General features: G+C 59.9%; 15 protein-coding genes. 5 read left to right on the top strand and 10 right to left on the bottom strand.

Annotation, left to right across the window (positions count from 1 at the left end):
• Positions 1 to 35 precede the first annotated feature (35 nt).
• On the bottom strand, positions 36 to 2,033 hold the full coding sequence (locus tag H7698_RS25745; RefSeq protein WP_194693207.1) for an alpha-1,4-glucan--maltose-1-phosphate maltosyltransferase: 1,998 nt from the start codon (positions 2,031 to 2,033) through the stop codon (positions 36 to 38).
• A gap of 215 nt (positions 2,034 to 2,248) precedes the next feature.
• Between H7698_RS25745 and H7698_RS25750 the strand changes: the two genes are divergently transcribed.
• Complete coding sequence (locus H7698_RS25750) at positions 2,249 to 2,407, top strand: hypothetical protein (RefSeq protein WP_194693208.1); 159 nt, start codon at positions 2,249 to 2,251, stop codon at positions 2,405 to 2,407.
• A 24-nt stretch (positions 2,408 to 2,431) separates the two neighbouring features.
• On the opposite strand, the gene H7698_RS25755 is transcribed toward H7698_RS25750, so the two are convergent.
• Positions 2,432 to 2,947, bottom strand: a complete 516-nt coding sequence (locus H7698_RS25755; protein ID WP_194693209.1) for an MgtC/SapB family protein — start codon at positions 2,945 to 2,947, stop codon at positions 2,432 to 2,434.
• 122 nt (positions 2,948 to 3,069) lie between these two features.
• Between H7698_RS25755 and H7698_RS25760 the strand changes: the two genes are divergently transcribed.
• From H7698_RS25760 to mapR, 3 genes are all read left to right on the top strand, one after another.
• The gene (locus H7698_RS25760; protein ID WP_162436716.1) at positions 3,070 to 3,303 is read left to right on the top strand and encodes a DUF3203 family protein; all 234 of its coding nucleotides are present in this window, start codon (positions 3,070 to 3,072) and stop codon (positions 3,301 to 3,303) included.
• 195 nt (positions 3,304 to 3,498) lie between these two features.
• Entirely contained in the window at positions 3,499 to 4,929 is a 1,431-nt protein-coding gene (ccoG, locus tag H7698_RS25765) for a cytochrome c oxidase accessory protein CcoG (RefSeq protein WP_194693210.1), read from the top strand.
• A gap of 101 nt (positions 4,930 to 5,030) precedes the next feature.
• Positions 5,031 to 6,440, top strand: coding sequence for a GntR family transcriptional regulator MpaR (gene mapR / locus H7698_RS25770; protein ID WP_194693211.1), 1,410 nt, complete (start codon positions 5,031 to 5,033; stop codon positions 6,438 to 6,440).
• A 156-nt stretch (positions 6,441 to 6,596) separates the two neighbouring features.
• Here the strand turns inward: mapR and H7698_RS25775 are convergent, their stop codons facing one another.
• The 7 genes from H7698_RS25775 to tpx form a co-directional block, all read right to left on the bottom strand.
• Positions 6,597 to 7,343 carry an SDR family oxidoreductase gene (locus H7698_RS25775; RefSeq protein ID WP_194693212.1) on the bottom strand — a complete coding sequence of 249 codons (747 nt, stop codon included), beginning with the start codon at positions 7,341 to 7,343 and terminating at the stop codon, positions 6,597 to 6,599.
• 205 nt (positions 7,344 to 7,548) lie between these two features.
• Positions 7,549 to 9,636, bottom strand: coding sequence for a putative bifunctional diguanylate cyclase/phosphodiesterase (locus tag H7698_RS25780; protein WP_194693213.1), 2,088 nt, complete (start codon positions 9,634 to 9,636; stop codon positions 7,549 to 7,551).
• Positions 9,637 to 9,988: 352 nt separating this feature from the next.
• Positions 9,989 to 11,461 carry an efflux transporter outer membrane subunit gene (locus H7698_RS25785; RefSeq protein ID WP_162436721.1) on the bottom strand — a complete coding sequence of 491 codons (1,473 nt, stop codon included), beginning with the start codon at positions 11,459 to 11,461 and terminating at the stop codon, positions 9,989 to 9,991.
• Positions 11,458 to 14,565, bottom strand: a complete 3,108-nt coding sequence (locus H7698_RS25790; RefSeq protein ID WP_194693214.1) for an efflux RND transporter permease subunit — start codon at positions 14,563 to 14,565, stop codon at positions 11,458 to 11,460. The genes H7698_RS25785 and H7698_RS25790 overlap by 4 nt, the downstream gene beginning before the upstream one ends.
• Positions 14,562 to 17,666, bottom strand: a complete 3,105-nt coding sequence (locus H7698_RS25795) for an MdtB/MuxB family multidrug efflux RND transporter permease subunit (protein ID WP_194693215.1) — start codon at positions 17,664 to 17,666, stop codon at positions 14,562 to 14,564. The genes H7698_RS25790 and H7698_RS25795 overlap by 4 nt, the downstream gene beginning before the upstream one ends.
• A complete protein-coding gene (locus H7698_RS25800) occupies positions 17,663 to 18,973 on the bottom strand; it encodes an MdtA/MuxA family multidrug efflux RND transporter periplasmic adaptor subunit (RefSeq protein WP_194693216.1) in 1,311 nt (436 codons plus the stop codon). The genes H7698_RS25795 and H7698_RS25800 overlap by 4 nt, the downstream gene beginning before the upstream one ends.
• 178 nt (positions 18,974 to 19,151) lie before the next feature.
• Positions 19,152 to 19,652, bottom strand: a complete 501-nt coding sequence (tpx, locus tag H7698_RS25805) for a thiol peroxidase (RefSeq protein WP_194693217.1) — start codon at positions 19,650 to 19,652, stop codon at positions 19,152 to 19,154.
• Between the two features lie 217 nt (positions 19,653 to 19,869).
• On the opposite strand from tpx, the gene H7698_RS25810 reads away from it, so the two are divergent.
• Positions 19,870 to 20,295, top strand: a complete 426-nt coding sequence (locus tag H7698_RS25810; protein WP_194693218.1) for a YciI family protein — start codon at positions 19,870 to 19,872, stop codon at positions 20,293 to 20,295.
• Between the two features lie 286 nt (positions 20,296 to 20,581).
• Here the strand turns inward: H7698_RS25810 and H7698_RS25815 are convergent, their stop codons facing one another.
• Positions 20,582 to 21,253, bottom strand: a complete 672-nt coding sequence (locus tag H7698_RS25815; RefSeq protein WP_194693219.1) for a DUF3313 domain-containing protein — start codon at positions 21,251 to 21,253, stop codon at positions 20,582 to 20,584.
• Positions 21,254 to 21,703: the final 450 nt, after the last annotated feature.

Genomic DNA, 21,703 nt, shown 5'->3' on the forward strand with positions numbered 1-21,703 from the left:
ACTCGACAGCTCCTACAGGGGGTGCGGCGGTGTAGTTACGACGTGGAAATCCGCCAAATCCCGAACGGCTGGTGCGCCGGGTCGATGCGCATGAACTGATACTTGCCGTACCAGGTCCAGCGATGGCCACTCATCAAGTCCTCGCCCTGGGTATGGGCGTCGTCAGGCAGGCCCATCTCCCACAGTGGCAACTCGAAGTTCGCTTCCTGCACGTTATGCGGATCAAGGCTCACCGCCACCAGAATGAAATTGCTGCCGTCAGCGCTGCGTTTGCCGAAATACAGAATGTTGTCGTTCCAGGCGTTGTAGATCTTCAAGCCCAGGTGCGTCTGCAGTGCGGGGTTCTGCCGGCGAATCCGGTTGAGCTGGGCAATTTCGGCAATGATGTTGCCCGGGGCATTGAAATCCCGCGGACGGATTTCGTACTTCTCGGAGTTGAGGTACTCCTCTTTGCCTGGCACCGGTGCCGATTCACACAGCTCAAAGCCCGAATACATGCCCCACAGACCGGAGCCCATGGTCGCCAGCGCTGCGCGGATGAGGAAACCGGCGCGACCGGATTCGTGCAGGAACGCCGGATTGATGTCTGGCGTGTTGACGAAAAAGTTCGGCCGGTAGCACTCGCGCCACGGCGACTCGTTGAGCTCGGTCAGATAAGTCGACAGCTCGTACTTGGTGTTGCGCCAGGTGAAATAGGTGTAGCTCTGTGAGTAACCGACCTTGCCCAGCCGCGCCATCATCGCCGGGGTGGTGAAGGCTTCTGCGAGGAAAATCACTTCCGGGTACAACGCTCTCACGTCTGCAATCAACCATTGCCAGAACGGCAGCGGTTTGGTGTGCGGGTTATCGACACGGAAGATCTTCACGCCCTCCTCGACCCAACCCACCACGATGTCTCGCAGTTCGACCCACAGGCTCGGGATCGCGTCAGCGGCGTAGAAATCGACGTTGACGATGTCCTGGTATTTTTTCGGCGGGTTCTCGGCGTATTTGATCGTGCCGTCCGGACGCCAGTTGAACCAGCCCGGATGCTGCTGGAGCCACGGGTGATCCTGGGAGCACTGGATCGCGAAATCGAGGGCAATCTCCAGCCCGTGATCCGCCGCCGCGGCGACCAGCCGACGGAAGTCTTCGCGGGTGCCCAGCTCCGAATGAATGGCCTCATGACCCCCTTCAGCACTGCCGATGGCGTAAGGGCTGCCCGGATCGTTGGGACCGGCGGTCAGGGAGTTGTTCGGACCTTTGCGGTGACTGCGGCCGATGGGGTGGATCGGCGGGAAGTACAGCACGTCGAACCCCATGTCCTGGATCATCGGCAGCCGCGAATGCACGTCATTAAAGGTGCCGTGGCGTGCCGGATCGTCGGTGATCGAACGGGGGAACAATTCATACCAACTGGCGAATTGTGCCAACTCGCGTTCAACGTCCAGCGGGTATTCCGGGCTGAGGCTGACGAAGGCACGGTGATCGGCCTGGGCCATCAAGTCAGCGCTACGCTGGTGCAGAAACAGCGCGACCTGCTCGGTTTCGAGCAGACCGGACAGTTCATGATGCAGGGCCGCCAGCGCTTCGCTCAGTTGTCCTTCCGAACGTTCGGCTGCCTGTTGAACGTGCGTGCGTCCTTCCTGCAGCTCAAGGCTGACCGGCACCCGTGCGGTGTGCTTTTTTTCCAGCTCGTAACAGAAGCTGGCGAACTGGTCGATCCAGGCTTCGATGCAATAGACATAACGGCCCTGGCGTTCCACGCGGAACTGGCCCTGCCAACCGTTATTGCCGAGCTCGCCCATGACTGCGGACTGCCACTGCTCGTCGCCTTCGGCGCGCCAACGCACCCGTACAGCCATCTTGTCGTGACCGTCGGCAAATACCTTGCTGGTCACCACCACGTCCTGCCCGACCACGGCCTTGACCGCGAACTGGCCGCCATCAAGGGTCGGCATGGTGTCTTCAATGGCAATACGCGGCAGCAATAAAGCCTGCGACAGCGGAATGTGCGGGTTGTAGCTCAACTCATTAGGTTTTTCGATCGTCATCGAGCATCTCTCCTTTACGCCCCATGGACGCTCTTGTGCTGGGTCGACGTTCGCGCAAAGCGCTCAGCCCTGGAATGAACTCACTAAGGTTCCGAGCGACCTGCGCCGCTAAAGTTCACGCTGATTCGCTTGGCTGATTACGGGAATCAATTCATTTGTCCGGTGGTCAACAGACTTAAGCACGACTCACGCCATGTGCCACTGGAGCTTGAACGATGAATATTCCAATCCCTGCTGAAACGCCCGATCCGAATATCGACAATCCGACGATCCCCCCGACCGAGCCTGAGCCGGTTCCCGAACAGGAACCGCCTGGAACCACCCCGCCACCTCGGGAAGATCCGCCGGAGACTATGCCGCCTGTGATTGTGTAATCGTGTAGGTGCTGTCGATGAGTCCTACGGCTCATCACGTTCCTTATCCTCATCCTTATCCAGCAGCTTCACGATCCTCGGCATCACGCTGAAGATCGCCAACGCCAATAACGTACTGAGCACCGCTGTCGATTCACGCCCCAGCCCCGCGGCTACTCCAATCGCAGCGGTCATCCACAACCCGGCGGCGGTGGTCAGGCCCTTGACGTGGCCTTCATCGCCTTCGGTGTTTTTCAGGATGGTGCCAGCGCCCAGAAAACCGATCCCGGCAATCACCCCCTGCACCACCCGGCTCATCGCGTCAGCCTGAGACCCGGACATCTGCGGCACCAAAACAAACAGTGCCGCGCCCAAGGCCACCAGCATGTGGGTACGAACCCCGGCGGCCTTGCCCTTGTGCTCGCGTTCAAACCCGAGAATGCCGCCCAACAGCGCAGCAATCACCAGTCTCACGGTAATTCGTGTCAATTGTGCGGCGTCGCCGATGTCGGCGAATTCCGCTTGCAGGGTCACCCATACTTCATGCCACCACGCGTTCATGCGGCTGTCCTTGTGAATTGGTCTAGACGATGGACCGCGCCGACCATTAATCGGTTGCACCGAACGATGCCGACGACTGACGCCCTAATGCAGAGAACCCCCGCAGAAAAAAGGACATCACCATGACCGTGCGCATCGAAAACCAGACTTGCTTCTTCACCCTCGAGAACGGCGAGGAAATTCGCCTGTGCCCCGACGTCACCGTGATCACCGATTCCGAAAAAGCCATGTCGGCGGTGGAGCTCAATGGCCAGCGCGTTTACATCACCGAAGCAGAAGCCGACGCATTGACCGTAGCAGGCGCAGTGGATGGTCGTAAGCATTTGAAGGCGACCGACAGTGATTCGGTGATTTAGCTGACGCTGATCAACAACGCCCGCAGACGGCTGATATAGGCGTTGATGTCCCGCTGTGGCGGATGCTTCAACTTGTCGCAGGGAGCGGATCAGGGCTCATCTGATCCGCTTTTTATTGCGATACCTGAGTCTGTTATGCAAACAGATCGACGCTCATAGTGCTCCGGCCTGATGGAGGCTGATGAGCGAAAGACCATGAGCGAAAGAATTCCCGTCCGAACCGTAGAAAGTATCGCGCCTGTACAGACCTATGAGCCCTCGCGTCCAAAGATGAAGGCCAGGTCCAGCGACAACCTGATCCACACCCGCAGCTTCACCGGACTGTTTCGCAACCTGCGATTGACCGGTGCCGGCTTCCTGTTCTTGCTGTTCTTCGGCACGGTGTGGTTGAACTGGGGTGGCCGCCAGGCGGTGCTGTGGGACCTGTCCGAAAGCAAATTCCACATCTTTGGCGCGACCTTCTGGCCGCAGGATTTCATCCTGCTGTCGGCGCTGCTGATCATTGCGGCGTTCGGCCTGTTCGCAATTACGGTATTTGCTGGCCGGGTGTGGTGCGGCTACACCTGCCCGCAAAGCTCCTGGACCTGGATCTTCATGTGGTGCGAGAAGATCACCGAAGGCGAACGCAACCAGCGGATCAAACTGCAGGCCGCGCCCTGGACGCTGAACAAACTCATGCGCCGCTCGGCCAAGCACACGCTGTGGCTGGCGATCAGCCTGCTCACGGGCCTGACATTTGTCGGCTATTTCACCCCGATCCGGCTACTGGCCGAAGAGCTCCTGACGCTGCAAATGGCCGGTGTCAGCCTGTTCTGGGTGCTGTTCTTCACCGGTGCCACCTACATCAACGCCGGCTGGTTGCGTGAAGCCGTGTGCATGCACATGTGCCCGTATGCGCGGTTCCAGAGCGTGATGTTCGACAAGGACACCCTGACCATTTCCTACGACGTCGCTCGCGGTGAAAACCGTGGCCCGCGCAAACGCGAGGTCAAGCCTGCCGACGTCGGCCTGGGCGATTGCATCGACTGCCAGGTGTGCGTGCAGGTCTGCCCGACCGGCATCGACATCCGCGATGGCTTGCAGATGGAGTGCATCGGCTGCGCGGCGTGCATCGACGCCTGTGATTCGATCATGGACAAAATGGGTTATGCCCGTGGACTGATCAGCTATACCTCCGAGCACGAGTTGCAAGGCGGCAAGACGCACTTGTTGCGCCCCAGATTGATCGGTTACACGGCGGTGCTGCTGGTGATGATCGGCGCCCTCGCCCTCGCGCTGGTCGAGCGGCCCATGGTATCGCTGGATGTGAGCAAAGACCGGGGCCTGTTCCGTGAAAACAGCCAGGGCCAGATCGAAAACATCTACAGCCTGAAGGTGATCAACAAGACCCAGCAGCGTCAGGATTACCGGCTGACCCTGGTCGATGGCGATGGTTTTCAGCTCCAGGGCAAGACCGAACTGAGCCTGGCGCCCGGCGAGATCGTTGATGTGCCGGTGTCGGTGGCGATGACGACAGAACGCCCGAGCAGCAGTTCTCAGAGCATCAGCTTCAAGATCGTCGACAGCGATGAGCCGCAGATTTATAGCGTGGCGAAAAGCCGGTTTGTAGCGCCGATGAATCGGTGATCCCTTAACATGCAGACGCACGATCCCCTGTGGCGACGATTCGACAGGCTCCCTCGCCACAAAGGACCGCGTCATATGAACAATTTCAATTCGGGCATTCGATGAAACGCTACGAAAAATTCGCCGACGACATCGCTGAACTGATCCGCTCCGGCGTTCTCGGCCCCGGCCAACGGGTGCCTTCAGTGCGCTACGCCAGCCAGACCCATGGTGTCAGCCCTTCGACGGTGTTCCAGGCGTACTACCTGCTGGAGCGCCGCGGCCTGATCCGCGCCCGGCCGCGCTCTGGCTACTTCGTCAACGCCCATGCACCAAGCCCGTTTTCCGAGCCGGTGATCAGCAGTCAGGTCAACGAATCCACCGAAGTCGACGTCAGCGAACTGGTGTTCTCGGTGCTCGACTCGATCAAAGACCCGAACACCGTGCCCTTTGGCTCGGCATTCCCCAGCCCGGCGCTGTTTCCGCTGCAACGGTTATCACGCTCCCTGTCCAGTGCCGCGCGGGAAATGGACCCGCGCATGGTGGTCACCGACATGTCGCCAGGCAATCCGCACCTGCGCCGTCAGATTGCGTTGCGCTACATGGTCGGCGGCCTGATGCTGCCCATGGAAGAACTGCTGATCACCAATGGCGCCCTGGAAGCGTTGAACCTGTGCCTGCAAGCCGTCACCGAGCCCGGCGACCTGGTGGCCATCGAAGCGCCGGCGTTCTACGCGTGCCTGCAGATCCTTGAACGCCTGAAACTCAAAGCCGTGGAAATTCCCGTGCACCCGCGCGACGGCATCGACCTCGGCGTCCTTGCGCAGACCCTGGAACGGCATCCGATCAAGGTGTGCTGGTGCATGACCAGTTTCCAGAACCCCATGGGCGCGACCATGCCCGAGGCGAAGAAACAGGAACTGGTGGAGTTGCTGCGTCGTCATCAGGTGCCGTTGATCGAGGACGATGTCTACGCCGAACTGTATTACGGCCAACACGCGCCGAAGCCGGCCAAGGCGTTTGATACCGAGGGCCTGGTGATGCACTGCGGCTCCTTCGCCAAAAGCCTCGCGCCTGGTTACCGCATCGGCTGGGTCGCGGCCGGGCGTTACGCGCAGAAAATCGAACGGCTGAAACTCATGACGTCGCTGTGTGCGTCGATGCCCGCTCAGGCGGCGATTGCCGATTACCTGCAACACGGTGGTTACGACCGGCATCTGCGCAAACTGCGCTATGCGCTGGAGGAGCAACAAAGCGCGATGCTCGCCGCCATTGCCCGTTATTTCCCGGCGCAGACACGGGTCAGCCAGCCTGCAGGCGGGTACTTTCTCTGGCTGGAATTACCGGCACAAATGGATTCTTTGAAGTTGTTTCAGATGGCGCTGGCGCAAGGCATCAGCATTGCGCCGGGGCCGATATTTTCGCCGACCCAGCGCTTCAGGAATTGCATCAGGCTGAACTATGGCAGCCCTTGGGATGAAGCGGCCGAGAAGGCGATGGAGACGTTGGGACGGATCGTGCGGTCGTTCTGATGTATTGATGTATTGATGTCGACTGACCTGCCGCCATCGCGGGTAAACCCGCTCCCACAGGTATTGAGGTGTTCACAATTTCTGTGTTCCACCACTCCACTGTGGGAGCGGGCTTGCCCGCGATGGGGCCAGTTCAGACGACAACTTACTCAGGGTCTAGCGCCCACCGCCCAGATCGACAAACGTCCCCGTCGCATACGAAGCCTTGTCCGACAGCAGCCACACAATCGCCTCCGCAACCTCATCCGGGCGCCCGCCCCGGGCCATCGGAATGCCTGACTCCAGCTTGCTGACCCGATCCGGATCGCCACTCAACGCATGGAAGTCGGTATAGATATACCCCGGCCGTACGGCATTCACGCGAATGCCCTCACCCGCGACTTCCTTGGACAGGCCGATGGTAAAACTGTCCAGCGCGCCTTTGGAGGCGGCGTAATCAACGTATTCGTTAGGCGAGCCCAGGCGCGAGGCCACCGAAGAGACGTTAACGATACTGCCGCCCTGCCCGCCATGCTTGGGCGACATGCGCAGGATCGCGTGCTTGGCGCAGAGGATCGGCGCCAGCACGTTCGTCTTGAGAATTTTGAGAATGCGAAATTCGGACATTTCGTCGACCCGGGATTTGTGCCCGACAGTACCGGCGTTGTTCACCAGTGCGGTGACCCGGCCCAGCTCGTTGTCCACTCGCTGAAACAGGCCGATCACTTCATCTTCGTTGCTGACGTCGGCACGTACTGCGATGGCTTGAGCGCCGAGGGCGCGCACCTGTTCGAGCACGTTATGCGCGGCTTCTTCGTCAGCCTGATAGTTGATGCAGATCCGGTAGCCCTGTTTGGCGGCCAGTAGCGCTGTCGCGGCGCCGATGCCTCGGCTCCCACCGGTGATGACGATGACTTTGTCCATGCTGTCTTTCCCCATTTGCAAGCTTAAGCAGTCGGGGCCAAGAATAACCGGCATTCGCAGGATTTGCATAAACCTTGTAGCAGCTGTCGAGCCTTCGAGGCTGCGTTCGGCGACGCAGTCGTCGTCAATCAAGCTCATGCTCCTGAACCATCGCGCAGCCTGATCTCACGACGACTGCGTCGCAGTCTCGACAGCTGCTACAGGATTAAGTGTTAACCGCTGCCAGCTGCTCTCCACGCACAATGTCCATCATGAACCGCTCAGCCGGCAGCGGATGTCCGAGCAGGTAGCCCTGTAACGAATCACACCCCAACTGCGTCAGGAAATCCTGCTGCATGTCGGTTTCCACCCCTTCGGCAACGATGCGCAAACCCAAAGCCTGGCCCAAGGCGACGATGGCCGACACGATCGCCGCATCATCGCTGTCGCGTTCCAGATCGCGGACAAACCCACGGTCGATCTTCAGCTCATTGGCCGGCAGGCGTTTGAGGTACATCAGGCTTGAATAGCCAGTACCAAAGTCATCGATGGACAGGTCGACGCCCATCTCCGACAACGCCTGCAGCACGGTCATACTCGCGTCGGCGTCGCTCATCGCCGTGGTCTCGGTGATTTCCAGGGTCAGGCTGTTGGGCGGCAAATGGTGGGTGGCCAGGGCCTTGGCAACGCTCTGGACCAGACCGACGTGGCAGAACTGCAGCGCAGAAAGGTTCACCGCAATGCGCCAGTCGGTGTAACCGAGCACGTACCATTCGCGCATTTGCCGGCAGGCTTCGTTCAATACCCACTCGCCAATCGGAATGATCAGGCCGGTCCGTTCCGCGAGCTCAATGAACTTGTCCGGCAACAGCATGCCCTGAGTCGGGTGTACCCAGCGCAGCAGCGCCTCGGCGCCAACCGGCCGGCCATTGGCGGCGTCGAACTTGGGTTGGTAATACAGGCTGAACTGCTGCTGTTCCACGGCAGCACGCAGGTCTTGCAGCAATTGCAGCTGTTTGCGGGCGTTACTGTTCATGGACGCGTCGAAGAAGCTGTAGCCGTTTTTGCCGGCGCCTTTGGCGTGATACATAGCGGCATCGGCGTTCATCAGCAACTCCTGAGCCGTTTCACCGTTACCCGGATAGATCGCGATGCCGACGCTGGCGGAGATCTGCAAATCGTGTTCAGCAACACGGAACGAACGCCCGATCAACCCGACCTGCCGTGCTGCCAGATTCAACGCGTCATTCTGTTCGGCCAGTTGCACCAGCAGGAGAAATTCGTCGCCACCAATCCGTGCCAGGGTGTCGTGGCTACGCAGGTCCTCGCGCAGGCGAGCCGCGACTTCGCGCAACAACTGGTCGCCCATATGGTGGCCGAACGCATCGTTGACCGGTTTGAAACCGTCCAGATCGATAAACATCAGCGCAAAACAACCGCCTTGTTCGCGGACCATCAGCATCGCCTGGTCGATCCGGTCGGCGAGCAAGACCCGATTCGGCAGGCCGGTCAGGGGATCATGCAGGGCCAATTGAGTCAGTTCGCGGTTGGCTTCGGTCAGCGAACGGGCAAGACTCGCGGTGCGTGCTTCCATCCGCGCATCCAGAATCGAGGTCAGCAAGGCAATGCTCAACACTGCCAGCGTGGTGATCAGCACCAGGTTGTCGAGGCCCTTGCTGTTCAGGCCGTTGACCGCCGCACCGCAGAAACTGCCGTCCGGAAAACGCGCCGCAGCCATGCCGGTGTAGTGCATGCCGACGATGGCGATGCCCATGATGATGGCCGCGCCACAGCGGATCAGAGCGACGTAAGGGGTGTGCTGGCGCAGTCGGAAGGCGATCCACAACGCCGCTCCCGATGCGCCGACGGCGATCAGCAGCGAGGCCGTGAAGAGTGTGGGGTCGTAATCGATACCCGGCTGCATGTGCATCGCCGCCATGCCGGTGTAATGCATGGCGCTGATCCCGCCCCCCATGATCAACGCGCCGAACAGCAGTTGCCACGCGGGCAGTCGGGGTTGACTGACCAGCCACAGGGCAAAGCCGCAGGAGAGGATTGCAATGAGCAACGACAGCGACGTGAGGGTGACGTCGTAACCCAGGTCAATGGGCAGCTTGAACGCGAGCATGCCGATGAAATGCATCGACCACACCCCGACCCCCATCGCCAGCGCGCCACCCGCCGTCCATAAATGCACGGCTCGGCCCTTGGCCGTGGCAATACGTTCGGTGAGGTCGAGCGCGGTGTAAGAGGCGAGAATCGCTACAAAAAGCGAAATGACGACCAGCGTGGGCGAATAGCTTCCGATGAGCATGTGGCTTCTCTGAATCCCCTCCGTACCGCTTCCCTTCTCGGAGGCTGAAAAGTGGCGATTGTACGGATTCCAAATGAGAACGCACTCACAAAATGAGCAAAATGCCAGCAGTCCGATGAAACGCTTGTTTGATTTCATTGGAGTGTCGCAATTGCCGAGCTTTAGAGGCTACGGGAATCAGGAATTACGGTTGCGATCTTGAGAATCGGGGGGCGCTTCGCACCCCAACGCAGGCTTCGCCAGCTGCTACATGAGGCGTGGTGCGGCTCTGTAGCAGCTGTCGAGCCTGCGAGGCTGCGTTCGGCTCGGGCCGCGATCGGACGCAGCAGCCGCGCTCCTGAATCGGCCTCACCTACATTGGTTCGGTGTGCCCGTCCCACCCGCCGCCCAGCGCTGCGATCAGTTGCACACTGGCGATCAGACGACTCTGCAGCAGATCGAGCATGCTGCGTTCGTTGTTCAGGGCCGTGGCTTGAATCACCACCACGTCGAGGTAGGCAATCAAACCGGCCTTGTACTGGTTCTGGGTCAGGCGCAGGGACTCGCGGGCTGCGTCCAGCGCTTGCTGGCGCACTGCGGATTCGTTTTCCAGCACCTTGAGCTGGACCAGGTAATTTTCCACTTCACGAAAGCCATCGAGCACGGTCTGGCGGTACTTGGCCACCGTCTCGTCGTAGGCGGCTTCGCTGCGGTCGACTTCCGCCGAGCGCTGGCCGCCGTCGAACAGGGTCATGGCCAGTTGCGGGCCGACCGACCAGAAGCGGTTCGGTACGCTGATCCAGTTGGAGGAAGTGCTGCTGCTGTAACCGCCATTGAGGCTCAGCGTCAGGTCCGGGTAATAGGCCGCCTTGGCCACGCCGATGTTGGCGTTGGCCGCCATCACTGAACGTTCGGCGGAAGCAATGTCCGGTCGCCGTTCCAGCAATTGCGATGGCAAGGTCAGCGGCACCTCTGGCAACACCGGAATGTTCCGGGATTCTGCCAGGCTGAAGTCAGCCGGAGGCAGCCCGATCAGTACGGCAATGGCGTTTTCGAACTGTGCCCGCTGCCAGATCAGGTCGATCATGTCAGCCTGGGTGCTCTTGAGCTGAGTCTGGGCCTGCGCCACCGCATCCTTGCCGGAGACGCCTGCACGGTACTGGTTCTGAGTCATTTTCAGCGAGCGCTCATAGGCCTCGACCGTGGCTTCCAGCAGGCGTTTTTGCTGATCGATGACTCGCAGTTGCAGGTAGTTCTGCACCAGCTCCGACTGTTGGCTCAAACGCATCGCCGCCAGATCGGCAAAACTCGCCTGGGCGTTGGCGGTGTCAGCTTCGAGCCCGCGACGCAGCTTGCCCCAGACATCCGCCTCCCAACTCACACCGGCCTGCGCCGTGTAGGTGTCGCGAATACCGCTGGAAGAACTGCTCAGGCTCGAACTGCTGCTCCCCGTGCCTTGGCTGGAACGGTTCTTGCCAACGGTCAAGTCCACGGTCGGAAAAAACGCACCGCGCGCGCTGCGCACCAAGGCCTGGGCCTGACGGTACTGTGCTTCGGATTGAGCCACGGTCTGGTTGGCGCTGTTGAGTTTCTCGATCAGTGCGTTGAGCTGCTGGTCGCCGTACAACTCCCACCAGGCACCCCGCGCCAGGGAATCACTGGGATTGGCTTGCCGCCATCCGGCGGCTTCCTTGTATTGCACCGGTGCCGCTGCTGGCGGGCGCTGATAGTCCGGGCCGATGGCACAGGCACTGAGCATGCCCACGCACAGCGCCAGGCTCAACAATCGCGAGCCTCGGGCCGTGATCACGGGTGCAGCCAGGGAGAAAAGCGAACGGTCAGTCATAGCGGAGTTTCCAGAGCAGCATCGGTACGCACCCCACGCCAGTGGTTGAAGCGATGGCGCAGTTTGTCGAGATAGAGGTAAACCACCGGGGTGGTGTAAAGGGTCAGCACCTGGCTGAAGATCAGCCCGCCGATAATCGTCAGGCCCAATGGCTGACGCATTTCCGCCCCTTCGGCGCGGCCGAGCAGCAAGGGCAAGGCGCCAAGGATCGCCGCCAGCGTGGTCATCAGGATCGGCCGCAGACGCTGCAGGCAAGCGCTGCGAATGGATTCCAGAGGCGTCATGCCTTGATGTCGCTCAAGCTGCAACGCGAGGTCGATCATCAGAATGGCGTTTTTCTTCACCACGCCGATCAGCAGGAACAGCCCCAGCAACGAGATCAGGCTGAATTCCCCCCCGAGCGCGTAGATCGACAGCAGCGCCCCCACCCCGGCGGACGGCAAGGTCGACAGAATGGTCAGCGGATGAATGTAGCTTTCATAGAGCACGCCAAGCACCAGGTACACGGCGACCAACGCGCCGAGAATCATCCAGGGCTGACTTTTCTGGGTGGCGGCAAAGGCATCGGCAGTACCGGCCATTTTGACGATCACGTCTTCCGGCATACCCAGTCGGGCGATTGCGCGCTCAATGGCGGCCGTGCCCTGCTCAACCGTGGTCCCTTCAGCCATGTCAAAAGAAATGCTCTCGGAGGCGAACTGACCTTCGTGGCTGACACGATCGTCTTCCAGGCTGGCTTCATAATGGGCAATGGTCGACAGCGGAATCCGCGCACCGTCGGCGGTGATCACCTGCACCTGCTTGAGGGTGATCGGGTCCTGGGCGTATTTCGGATTGACCTCCATCACCACCTGATACTGGTTGAGGCTGTCGTAAATCGTCGAGATCTGCCGCTGGCTATACGCGTTATTGAGCACCGAGGTGACCATGTCCATGTCGACACCCAGGCGCTTGGCCTGGTCGCGATCAACGATCAGCGTCACTTGCTGGGCGCCACGGCCTTCGCGGGCGTCGATCGCCGTCAGTTCCGGCAGGGCCTTGAGCGCTGTGACGACTTTCGGGTACCACTCGCGCAACTCGCCCAGGTCGGCACTTTGCAGGATGTACGAATACTGCGACGTAGTCTGTTCACGGCCACCGCCGAACTGCAGGTCCTGATCGGCCATGAGCATCAGCTGCGCACCTGCGACTTTGGGCATCTCCTTGCGCAGCCGTTCGATGACCTTCTGCGCGGAGAGGTTGCGTTCCTTGATTGGCTTCAATCGCACCAGCATGAACGCGTTGTTGGTTCCGTTACTGCCCCCGATGAAGCCCGCCACGCTTTCCACCGCCTCATCTTTCAACACGGCGCGCCGGAATGTTTCCATCTTCGGCTGCATCACGCTGAAGGACAAACCGTCGTCGCCCCGAACGAAACCAATCAGCTGCCCGGTATCCTGCTGCGGCATAAATGTTTTAGGAACAACGATATACAGCGCAATGTTAACGCCAACTGTCACGAATAAACTGAGCAGTGTCAGGCGTCGATGACGCAGTACCCAGTCGAGGCTGGTCGCGTATTTGCCAACCATCCATTCGTTGGTACGCCGGCTCCAGCGTTGCAGGCGGTTTTCCTGACCCGGCGTGTGCGGCTTGAGCCAGCGGGCGCAGAGCATCGGTGTCAACGTCAGCGAAACCACCAGCGACACCACGATGGACGCAGCCAGGGTGATGGAAAACTCGCGGAACAGACTTTCGATGATCCCGCCCATGAACAGGATCGACAGGAAGACCGCCACCAGCGAGACGTTCATCGACAGCAAGGTGAAACCGACCTCCTGCGCCCCGAGGTACGCGGCTTTCATCGGCGGGACGCCGTCGTCGATGTGGCGAGAAATGTTCTCCAGCACCACGATCGCATCGTCCACCACCAGGCCGGTGGCAAGAATCAACGCCATCAGCGACAGGTTATTCAACGAGAATCCGTAGAGGTACATCACCGCGAACGTGCCCACCAGCGACACCGGTACCGCCAGCGTCGGAATCAGAGAAGCGCGGAAATTACCCAGAAACAGGAACACCACCAGAATCACCAGCGCCACGGCGATCAGCAGGGTCATTTCCGCCTCGTGCAGCGTGGCCTTGATGACGGGCGAGCGATCCATCGCCAGGTTCAGTTTGACGCTGGCCGGCAATACGGCCTGCAGCGCCGGCAACTGCGCCTTGATCTCGTTGACCGTCTCAATGATGTTGGCGCCAGCCTGACGGTTGATCACCAGCAATACAGCGGCGTCATTGTTGAAGAAACCGCTGTTGTAACGGTCTTCGACGCCGTCGCTGACCTTGGCCACGTCCTTCAGGCGCAAGGCTGCACCGTCCGCGTAGTGAATGATCAGCGACTCGTAATCCTTGGCTTTTTCCAGCTGGTCATTGGCCTGGACCTGCCACAACCGCTGGCCGTCCTCGACCGAACCCTTCGGGCGACGGACGTTGGCATTGGCGATGGTGTTGCGCACGTCATCCAGCGCCACGCCGTATTGGTTGAGCGCCTGGGGTTCGAGTTCGATACGCACCGCAGGCAGTGAGCTGCCGCCAATCTGCACTTCACCGACGCCCTGCACCTGGGACAGGCTTTGGGAAAGAATGGTCGAGGCCAGGTCGTAGAGCTGGCCCTTTTCCAGAACATCGGAGGTCAACGACAGCACCATGATCGGTGCCTGGGACGGGTTGACCTTTTTGTAGGTCGGCATGCTGCGCATACCGCTAGGCAGCAAGTTGCGCGAGGCGTTGATCGCCGCCTGCACTTCACGGGCCGCGCCGTTGATATCGCGATCAAGGTCAAATTGCAGGATCACCCGGGTCGAACCCTGGCTGGAGCGACTGCTCATGGTGTTCACACCGGCAATTGCACCAAAGGAACGTTCGAGCGGTGTGGCCACGGTCGACGCCATCACCTCCGGACTCGCCCCGGGCAGGCTGGCCTGGACCACGATCACCGGGAAGTCCATTTGCGGAAGCGGTGAGACCGGCAACAGGCCGAAGCTAACGCCCCCCAGCAGCATGATCGCCAGGCTCAGGAGCATGGTCGCGACCGGCCGCTTGATGAAAGGTCCTGACAGGTTCATGGCTGCTCTACCGCTTCCACAGGCTCGGACTTGTGGCCCCAGCGACGGCCCAGACGGTCGAAATACAGGTAGATGACCGGGGTAGTGAACAGGGTCAGCACCTGACTCACCAGCAAACCGCCCACCATCACCAGACCCAGAGGCTGACGCAGTTCCGCACCGGAACCGGTGGCGAGCATCAAGGGTACGGCGCCGAACAACGCCGCCAGTGTGGTCATCAGGATCGGCCGGAAACGCAATAGCGCGGCTTGATAGATCGCGGTCTCAGGGTCCAGGCCCTGATTGCGTTCAGCGTCGAGCGCGAAGTCGATCATCATGATCGCGTTCTTCTTCACGATGCCGATGAGCAAAATGATACCGATGATCGCGATCATCCCCAGGTCATTGCCACTCAAAAGCAACGCCAGCAAGGCGCCGACAGCGGCCGATGGCAAGGTCGAGAGGATGGTGATCGGGTGGATGTAGCTCTCGTAAAGCACGCCCAGCACGATGTACATCGTCACCACCGCCGCCAGGATCAGCAGCAAGGTGCTCGACAGCGACGCCTGGAAGGCCTCGGCGGCACCCTGGAACTGCGTCTGCACGCCCAGTGGCATGCCGATGTCCTTCTGCACCTGCTCGATGATCTCCACCGCATGACCCAGCGCCACGCCAGGGGCCAGGTTGAAGGACATCATCACCGCCGGGAACTGGCCGATGTGCGTGATGGCCAACTGCGCTTGACGCTCTTCGATATGCGCCAGGCTCGACAGGCGCACCTGGCCGCCATCGGTGGTCTTGACGTGTATCTGGTTCAGCGCGTCCGGGCCGATTTTCTCGCCGGACTGCGATTGCAGGACCACACGGTACTGGCTGGCCTGGGTGTAGATGGTGGAAATCTGTCGCTGTCCAAATGCGTCGTACAAGGCATCGGTGATGTTGGCAACCGAAACACCGACGCGCGACGCGGCATCGCGGTCGATCACCAGGTAAACCTGCAAACCCTTGTCCTGCAGATCGCTGGCAACGTCGGTCAGTTCTGGTTGTTGCGCCAGGGCTTCGACCAGACGGTTGCTCCACAGGCTCAGCAACTCCGAATCCGGCGACGACATGCTGAACTGATACTGGGTGCGGCTGACCCTGTCTTCGATGGTCAGGTCCTGTACCGGCTGCATGAACAGCCTGATGCCGATCAGCTTGTCTACTTCCGGCTGCAGGCGAGCGATGATTTCGGTCGCGCTCAGGTCCCGCGCGCTGTGAGGCTTGAGGTTGATCAGCAAGCGGCCGCTGTTGAGCGTGGCGTTGTCACCGTCGACGCCGATGTAGGACGACAGGCTTTGCACCGCCGGGTCCGCGAGAATGATTTTGGCAAGGTCCTGTTGACGCTCGCTCATGGCCGCAAAGGAGATCGACTGCGGCGCCTCGGAAATCCCCTGGATCACCCCGGTGTCCTGCACAGGAAAGAAGCCTTTCGGCACGATCAGGTAGAGGAACACGGTCAACGCCAGCGTGCCAATGGCCACCAGCAACGTCAGCGGTTGATGCTTGAGCACCCACTGTAATTTGCGCCCGTATGCCGCGATCATCCAGTCGATGGCCGCACCACTGGCCCGATAGAAACGGCCCTGTTCTTCTTCCTTGGGTTCACGCTTGAGCAACCGCGCGCACATCATCGGCGTGAGGGTCAGGGACACGACCAGGGAAATCAGGATCGCTACCGCCAGGGTGATGGCGAATTCGCGGAACAGGCGCCCTACTACGTCCGCCATGAACAGCAGCGGAATCAGTACGGCGATCAACGAGAGCGTCAGGGAAATCAGGGTGAAACCGATCTGTTTGGCGCCCTTGAGCGCCGCATTCAGCGGTGTTTCGCCCTCTTCGATGTAGCGGGAAATGTTCTCCAGCATGACGATCGCATCGTCCACCACGAAACCGGTGGCGATGGTCAGGGCCATCAAGGTCAGGTTATTGACCGAGAACCCTGCGAGGTACATCACGCCGAACGTACCGATCAGCGACAGCGGCACGGCGACCGACGGAATGATCGTGGCACTGGCTCGGCGCAGAAACAGGAACGTCACCATCACCACCAGCGCGATGGCGATCAGCAACTCATGCTGTACGTCTGTTACCGAGGCGCGGATGGTTTGCGTGCGGTCGGTCAGGACCGTGACCTCGAGGCCCGCTGGCAGGTTGTCGGTGATGCTCGGCAGTAGCGCCTTGATCCGGTCGACCACTTCGATGACGTTGGCGCCGGGTTGGCGCTGGATGTTCAGCAATACCGCCTGGTTTTCGTTAGCCCACGCAGCCAGTCGTTCGTTCTCGGCGCCATCGACGATTTCCGCCACATCCTTGAGCCGCAACGGTGCGCCGTTGGCGTACGCGAGGATCAGGTTGGCGTAGTCCTTGGGTGATGTCAGCTGGTCGTTGGCGTCGAGCATCGACACCCGGGTCGGGCCGTCGAAGTTGCCCTTGGGCTGGTTGACGTTGGAGGCGCCGATCAGGGTGCGCACATCGGAGAGGTTCAAGCCATTGGCCGCGAGCGCCTCCGGGTTGACCTTGATCCGCACCGCCTGGCGCTGGCCACCGGCAATGCTGACCATGCCGACGCCGCTGATCTGGGCGATTTTCTGCGCCATGCGCGTGTCGACCAGGTCATTGAGCTTGGGCAACAGCATGGTCTTCGAGGTGATGGCCAGGGTCAGTACCGGTGTATCCGCCGGGTTGACCTTGTTGTAGACCGGCGGTGCTGGCAAGTCCTTGGGCAGCAGGTTGGTGGCGGCGTTGATCGCGGCTTGTACCTGTTGCTCGGCGACATCCATGTTGATGTCGAGGCTGAAACGCAGGGTCAGCACCGAAGCGCCGCCGGAACTGGTCGACGCCATTTGTGTCAGGCCGGGCATCTGGCCGAACTGACGTTCCAGCGGCGCCGTCACAGCACTGGTCATCACATCGGGGCTCGCGCCGGGATAGAGCGTCATCACCCGGATGGTCGGGTAGTCGACCTGGGGCAATGCCGACACGGGCAACAACCGGTAAGCAATGATGCCGGCCAGGATAATGGCCAGCATGCTCAGCGTGGTGGCTACCGGGCGGAGGATAAACAGCCGCGAGATGTTCATGCGCCGCCCTTTTTCGCCTTGTCGACTGTCGCGTCAGGCGCACTGGCCGCGGACTTGCCTTGCAGGTGTTCGGTCGGCGTAGCCGGTACGTCCTTGCTGTCGTTGACTACTTCCACTTCGCTGCCTTCCTTCAAGCGGTCGGTGCCTTCCAGGACCACGCGATCTCCGGCGGCAAGGCCTTCGGTGATCACCGTGTTGTCACCGTCGCTGACACCCACTTTCAACTGGCGGATCGTGACTTTCTTGTCGCCATCCAGTGCGTAGACAAAGGTGCCGGTGGTGCCGAACTGAATCGCTGCCGACGGTGCAAGCACGACGCCTTTGAGGGTGTCGGCCAGCAAGTGGACGTTGACGAACTGGTTGGGGAACAACGCTTGATCGCGATTATCGTAGCGGGCCTTGAATTTCAGGGTGCCGGTGGTGACGTCGATCTGGTTATCGAGGCTCTGCAGCACGCCGGTGGCCTGCAACTTGGTGTCGCCACGGTCCCAGGCTTCGGCAGGCAATTTGGCGCCTGAGCGATAACGCTCCAGCACCACGCTCAAATTGTTTTCGGGCAAGGTGAAGGCAACGCTGATGGGTTGAGTTTGCGTGATGATCGCCAAGGCGGTGGTGTCATTGGCCGCCACCAGATTACCCACGTCCAGCTGACGCAGGCCGACACGGCCGGCGATTGGCGCACGAATCCTGGTGAATTCGAGATTGAGCTTGGCGTCGTTGACGGCCGCCTGATTGGTCTTGACCGTACCCTGATACTGGCCGACCAGTGCTTCAGCGGTATCCAGAGTCTGTTTGGCGATACTGTCTTCGCGGAACAGGCCACGGTAGCGTTCAACATCGACCTGGGCGTTTTTCAACTGCGCCTGGTTTTGCAGCAAGGTGCCTTCAGCCTGCAACAAGGCATTCTGGTACGGCCGTGGATCAATTTCGGCCAGCAGATCGCCGGCCTTGACCATCTGCCCTTCCTCGAAGGAAATCTTGATCAGTTCGCCGCCGACACGACTGCGTACATTGATCGTGTTGAGCGCGGTGACCGTGCCCAATGCCTTGTAGTACAGCGGGAAATCGCCCTTGACCGCTGGCGCCACGCGCACAGGAATCGGTCCTGTCGCCCCGCCGAAACCGGGACGCATTCCGCCTGACTTGCCCGTTTCCCCGGCGGCGGCCTTCTGCTCTGCGGCCACCCTTTGGTCACTGCCTGCCGGCCAGAATTTCCAGCACACGCCTGCGACAATCAACAGGACAAGCAGGCCGAACAGCCAGCGACGGGGACTACGGGAAGAGGATTGCATTGAATGATCAACCATTGGGCGCGTGGGCTTCTTTTACGGGAGGCTGAACGATAAGCACTGGCGGGTATTAAGCAAAGCGGCTTTACCGGCAATTTACCTTCGGCTTACGTAACAGGATGTTTGGACAAGACACTGAATCACAAATGAAAACGGCCTGGGCAGGGCCAGGCCGTTAACAATTGTAAGCGCGAACTTATTTCAGAACAGCAAGTGCAGCTTCGTAGTTCGGTTCGTCAGCAATTTCCTTGACCAGTTCGCTGTACAGAACGTTGTCGTTTTCATCCAGTACAACCACGGCACGTGCGGTCAGGCCTTTGAGTGGGCCATCAGCGATTGCCACACCGTAGTTCTCGATGAATTCAGCACCGCGCAGGGTCGACAGGTTCTGGACGTTTTCCAGACCTTCGGCGCCGCAGAAACGTGCTTGGGCGAACGGCAGGTCAGCGGAGATGCACAGCACGACAGTGTTGGCGACATCATTGGTCTGGGCGTTGAACTTGCGCACCGAGGTCGCGCAGGTCGGAGTGTCTACGCTTGGGAAAATGTTCAGCACTTTGCGCTTGCCGGCCAGGCTGGCCAGGGTCACGTCGGACAGATTACCGGCCACCAGGGAGAAGGCTGGCGCCTTGGAACCGGCTTGTGGCAGTTGACCGTTGACTTGAACCGGGGAGCCTTTGAGGGTGACTTGAGCCATGAACTGAGTCCTTCTGAACGTTGATAGAGAGAATTCGACGAGGCAGAAGTTAACCATGAAATGGGCCGGCGACCTATGCCCAGATACAAATTGTGAAGTTCTGTCGAATGAATTGGATACAACTTCTGCCGCCGGACATTTTCGTGGCTCACCCTGTCGATTTGGATGGCCGCCATTCGACTACTCGTGAATCCAACCAACCCTGCGGAGAAAAGCCATGCGATTCATGATCATTGTAAAAGCCAGCACCGACTCAGAGGCGGGAGTACTGCCCAGCGAAGAACTGATGACCGCCATGGGCAACTACAACGAGGAACTGGCCAAGGCCGGCATCCTCATCGATTGCGACGGCCTGCAACCCAGCAGCAAAGGTGCCCGCGTGCGTTTCTCGGGTGAACAGCGCACGGTGATCGACGGCCCGTTCGCCGAAACCAAGGAGCTGATCGCCGGTTACTGGATCTGGGAAGTGAAGTCGAAGCAGGAAGCCATCGACTGGGTCAAGCGCTGCCCTAACCCGATGCCAGGCACCGACGCCGAGATCGAGATTCGTCCGGTGTACTCGGCGGAAGATTTCGGTGAGGAGTTCACTCCTGAATTGCGTGAGCAGGAAGAAAGAGTGCGGGCTCAGGTCAAGAAGTCCTGAAGCGGGACTCTGGAAATCGCCCACGCGACCCTCAGCACCATGACCACCCCTGTGGCTCGGCGGCTTGCTCCCGCCACGTCGCGAAGCGTCCTCAATAAGTACGCATGCAATGCAACAGAGAAATCCGGTTAGCTAAATGCTTCGCGACTGCAAGGCAGTCGAGCGGAGTGATGTCGCGCACGTGATACCGCCATCGCGAGCAAGCCCGCTCCCACCAGGTCCGTGTACACCAGAGATCAAATGTGGGAACGAGCCTGCTCGTGATGAGGCCATCAGCCCCGATACATTACTTGGACTTGAGCTTCAGGTAAGACTGATGCAGATCCGCAGCCCAACCATCGAGAACGCCTTTGACGTCATCGGCTTTCATGACCTGGGAATCGTTTTCCAGCGGTTTACCGGTGCCTTTGCGCACCACCTGGGCGATTACGTGGTTGTCGCTGCCATCAAGAAACACCGCTTCAGTGGCCAGGTCGGTTTCTTGATCACGAATACCGCTGGCCGTGCTGACCGCTGCGGCGACCAGTGCGATCGGGATCACTTCATACGGCTTGAGGCCTTCGGTGGAGCTGCTGACGGCAGTGATGGCGGCACGCACCACGATCACACCAGGACCTGGGCCTGCGGCCAATGGCAAGGATTTGCCGATTTCACGCTTGAGGGCTTGATCGTAATAGCTGGTAATACCGTTGAGGGTTGCCTGAGGAATTTTCACGGTTGGCTGAGGCTTTGGATAAAGCTGGGTCGGTTCGATGTAAACGCTGTTGTACTTGTTGACGTCCAGCTTGGGATCTATCCAGCGCATCACCGTAGCACCTGACGGTGACTCGGTTTCCTTGAGTTGGCTGTAATCTTTGAGAAAGCCCGAGTACTGGTCGGGTTCAACAACTTTGCTGGCACAGCCCACAACTCCGATCGAGGCAATGCACAGCGTGCTCATCATTAACGCTAGCTTCATGCGGTAACTCCTGTAAGTAAGCGCACAACATTACGGGTAAGAGTGTTACAGGTATAGACACAGCAACAGATGTTGTACGAAAAATCACCCTGGCTGTTTAACGGCGTACGTACGCCTACAACCGTTATTTGACGGTCGCCGGTCATCCGGCAAAGCTGCACTGAGCTTGAACGCGCGTCTGACGGCAAACGCGCATGGACTGCAGAAGTCGGGCCCAGCCGCAACCGGTCGCAGGCGCCAGCGAAGATGGTCGATGAGCAGCAGTGTCAGGGCTGTGACAGCGAGCAGGTCAAGGACTGGCCAGGAACGAGCGCCGTTGTTAACGCCGTGGTTGAGTGATCCGGTGAAAGCGGTACGCATTGCCACCGCACGGGATCTGCTCAGTGCTTCTCGGATGGATTGGGCAGCGCGCAGGTCAGTTGGGGGCACCTTCGTCTCAAGACTGAAAAA

This window comes from Pseudomonas sp. p50(2008), from assembly GCF_015351605.1.
Classification (GTDB): domain Bacteria; phylum Pseudomonadota; class Gammaproteobacteria; order Pseudomonadales; family Pseudomonadaceae; genus Aquipseudomonas.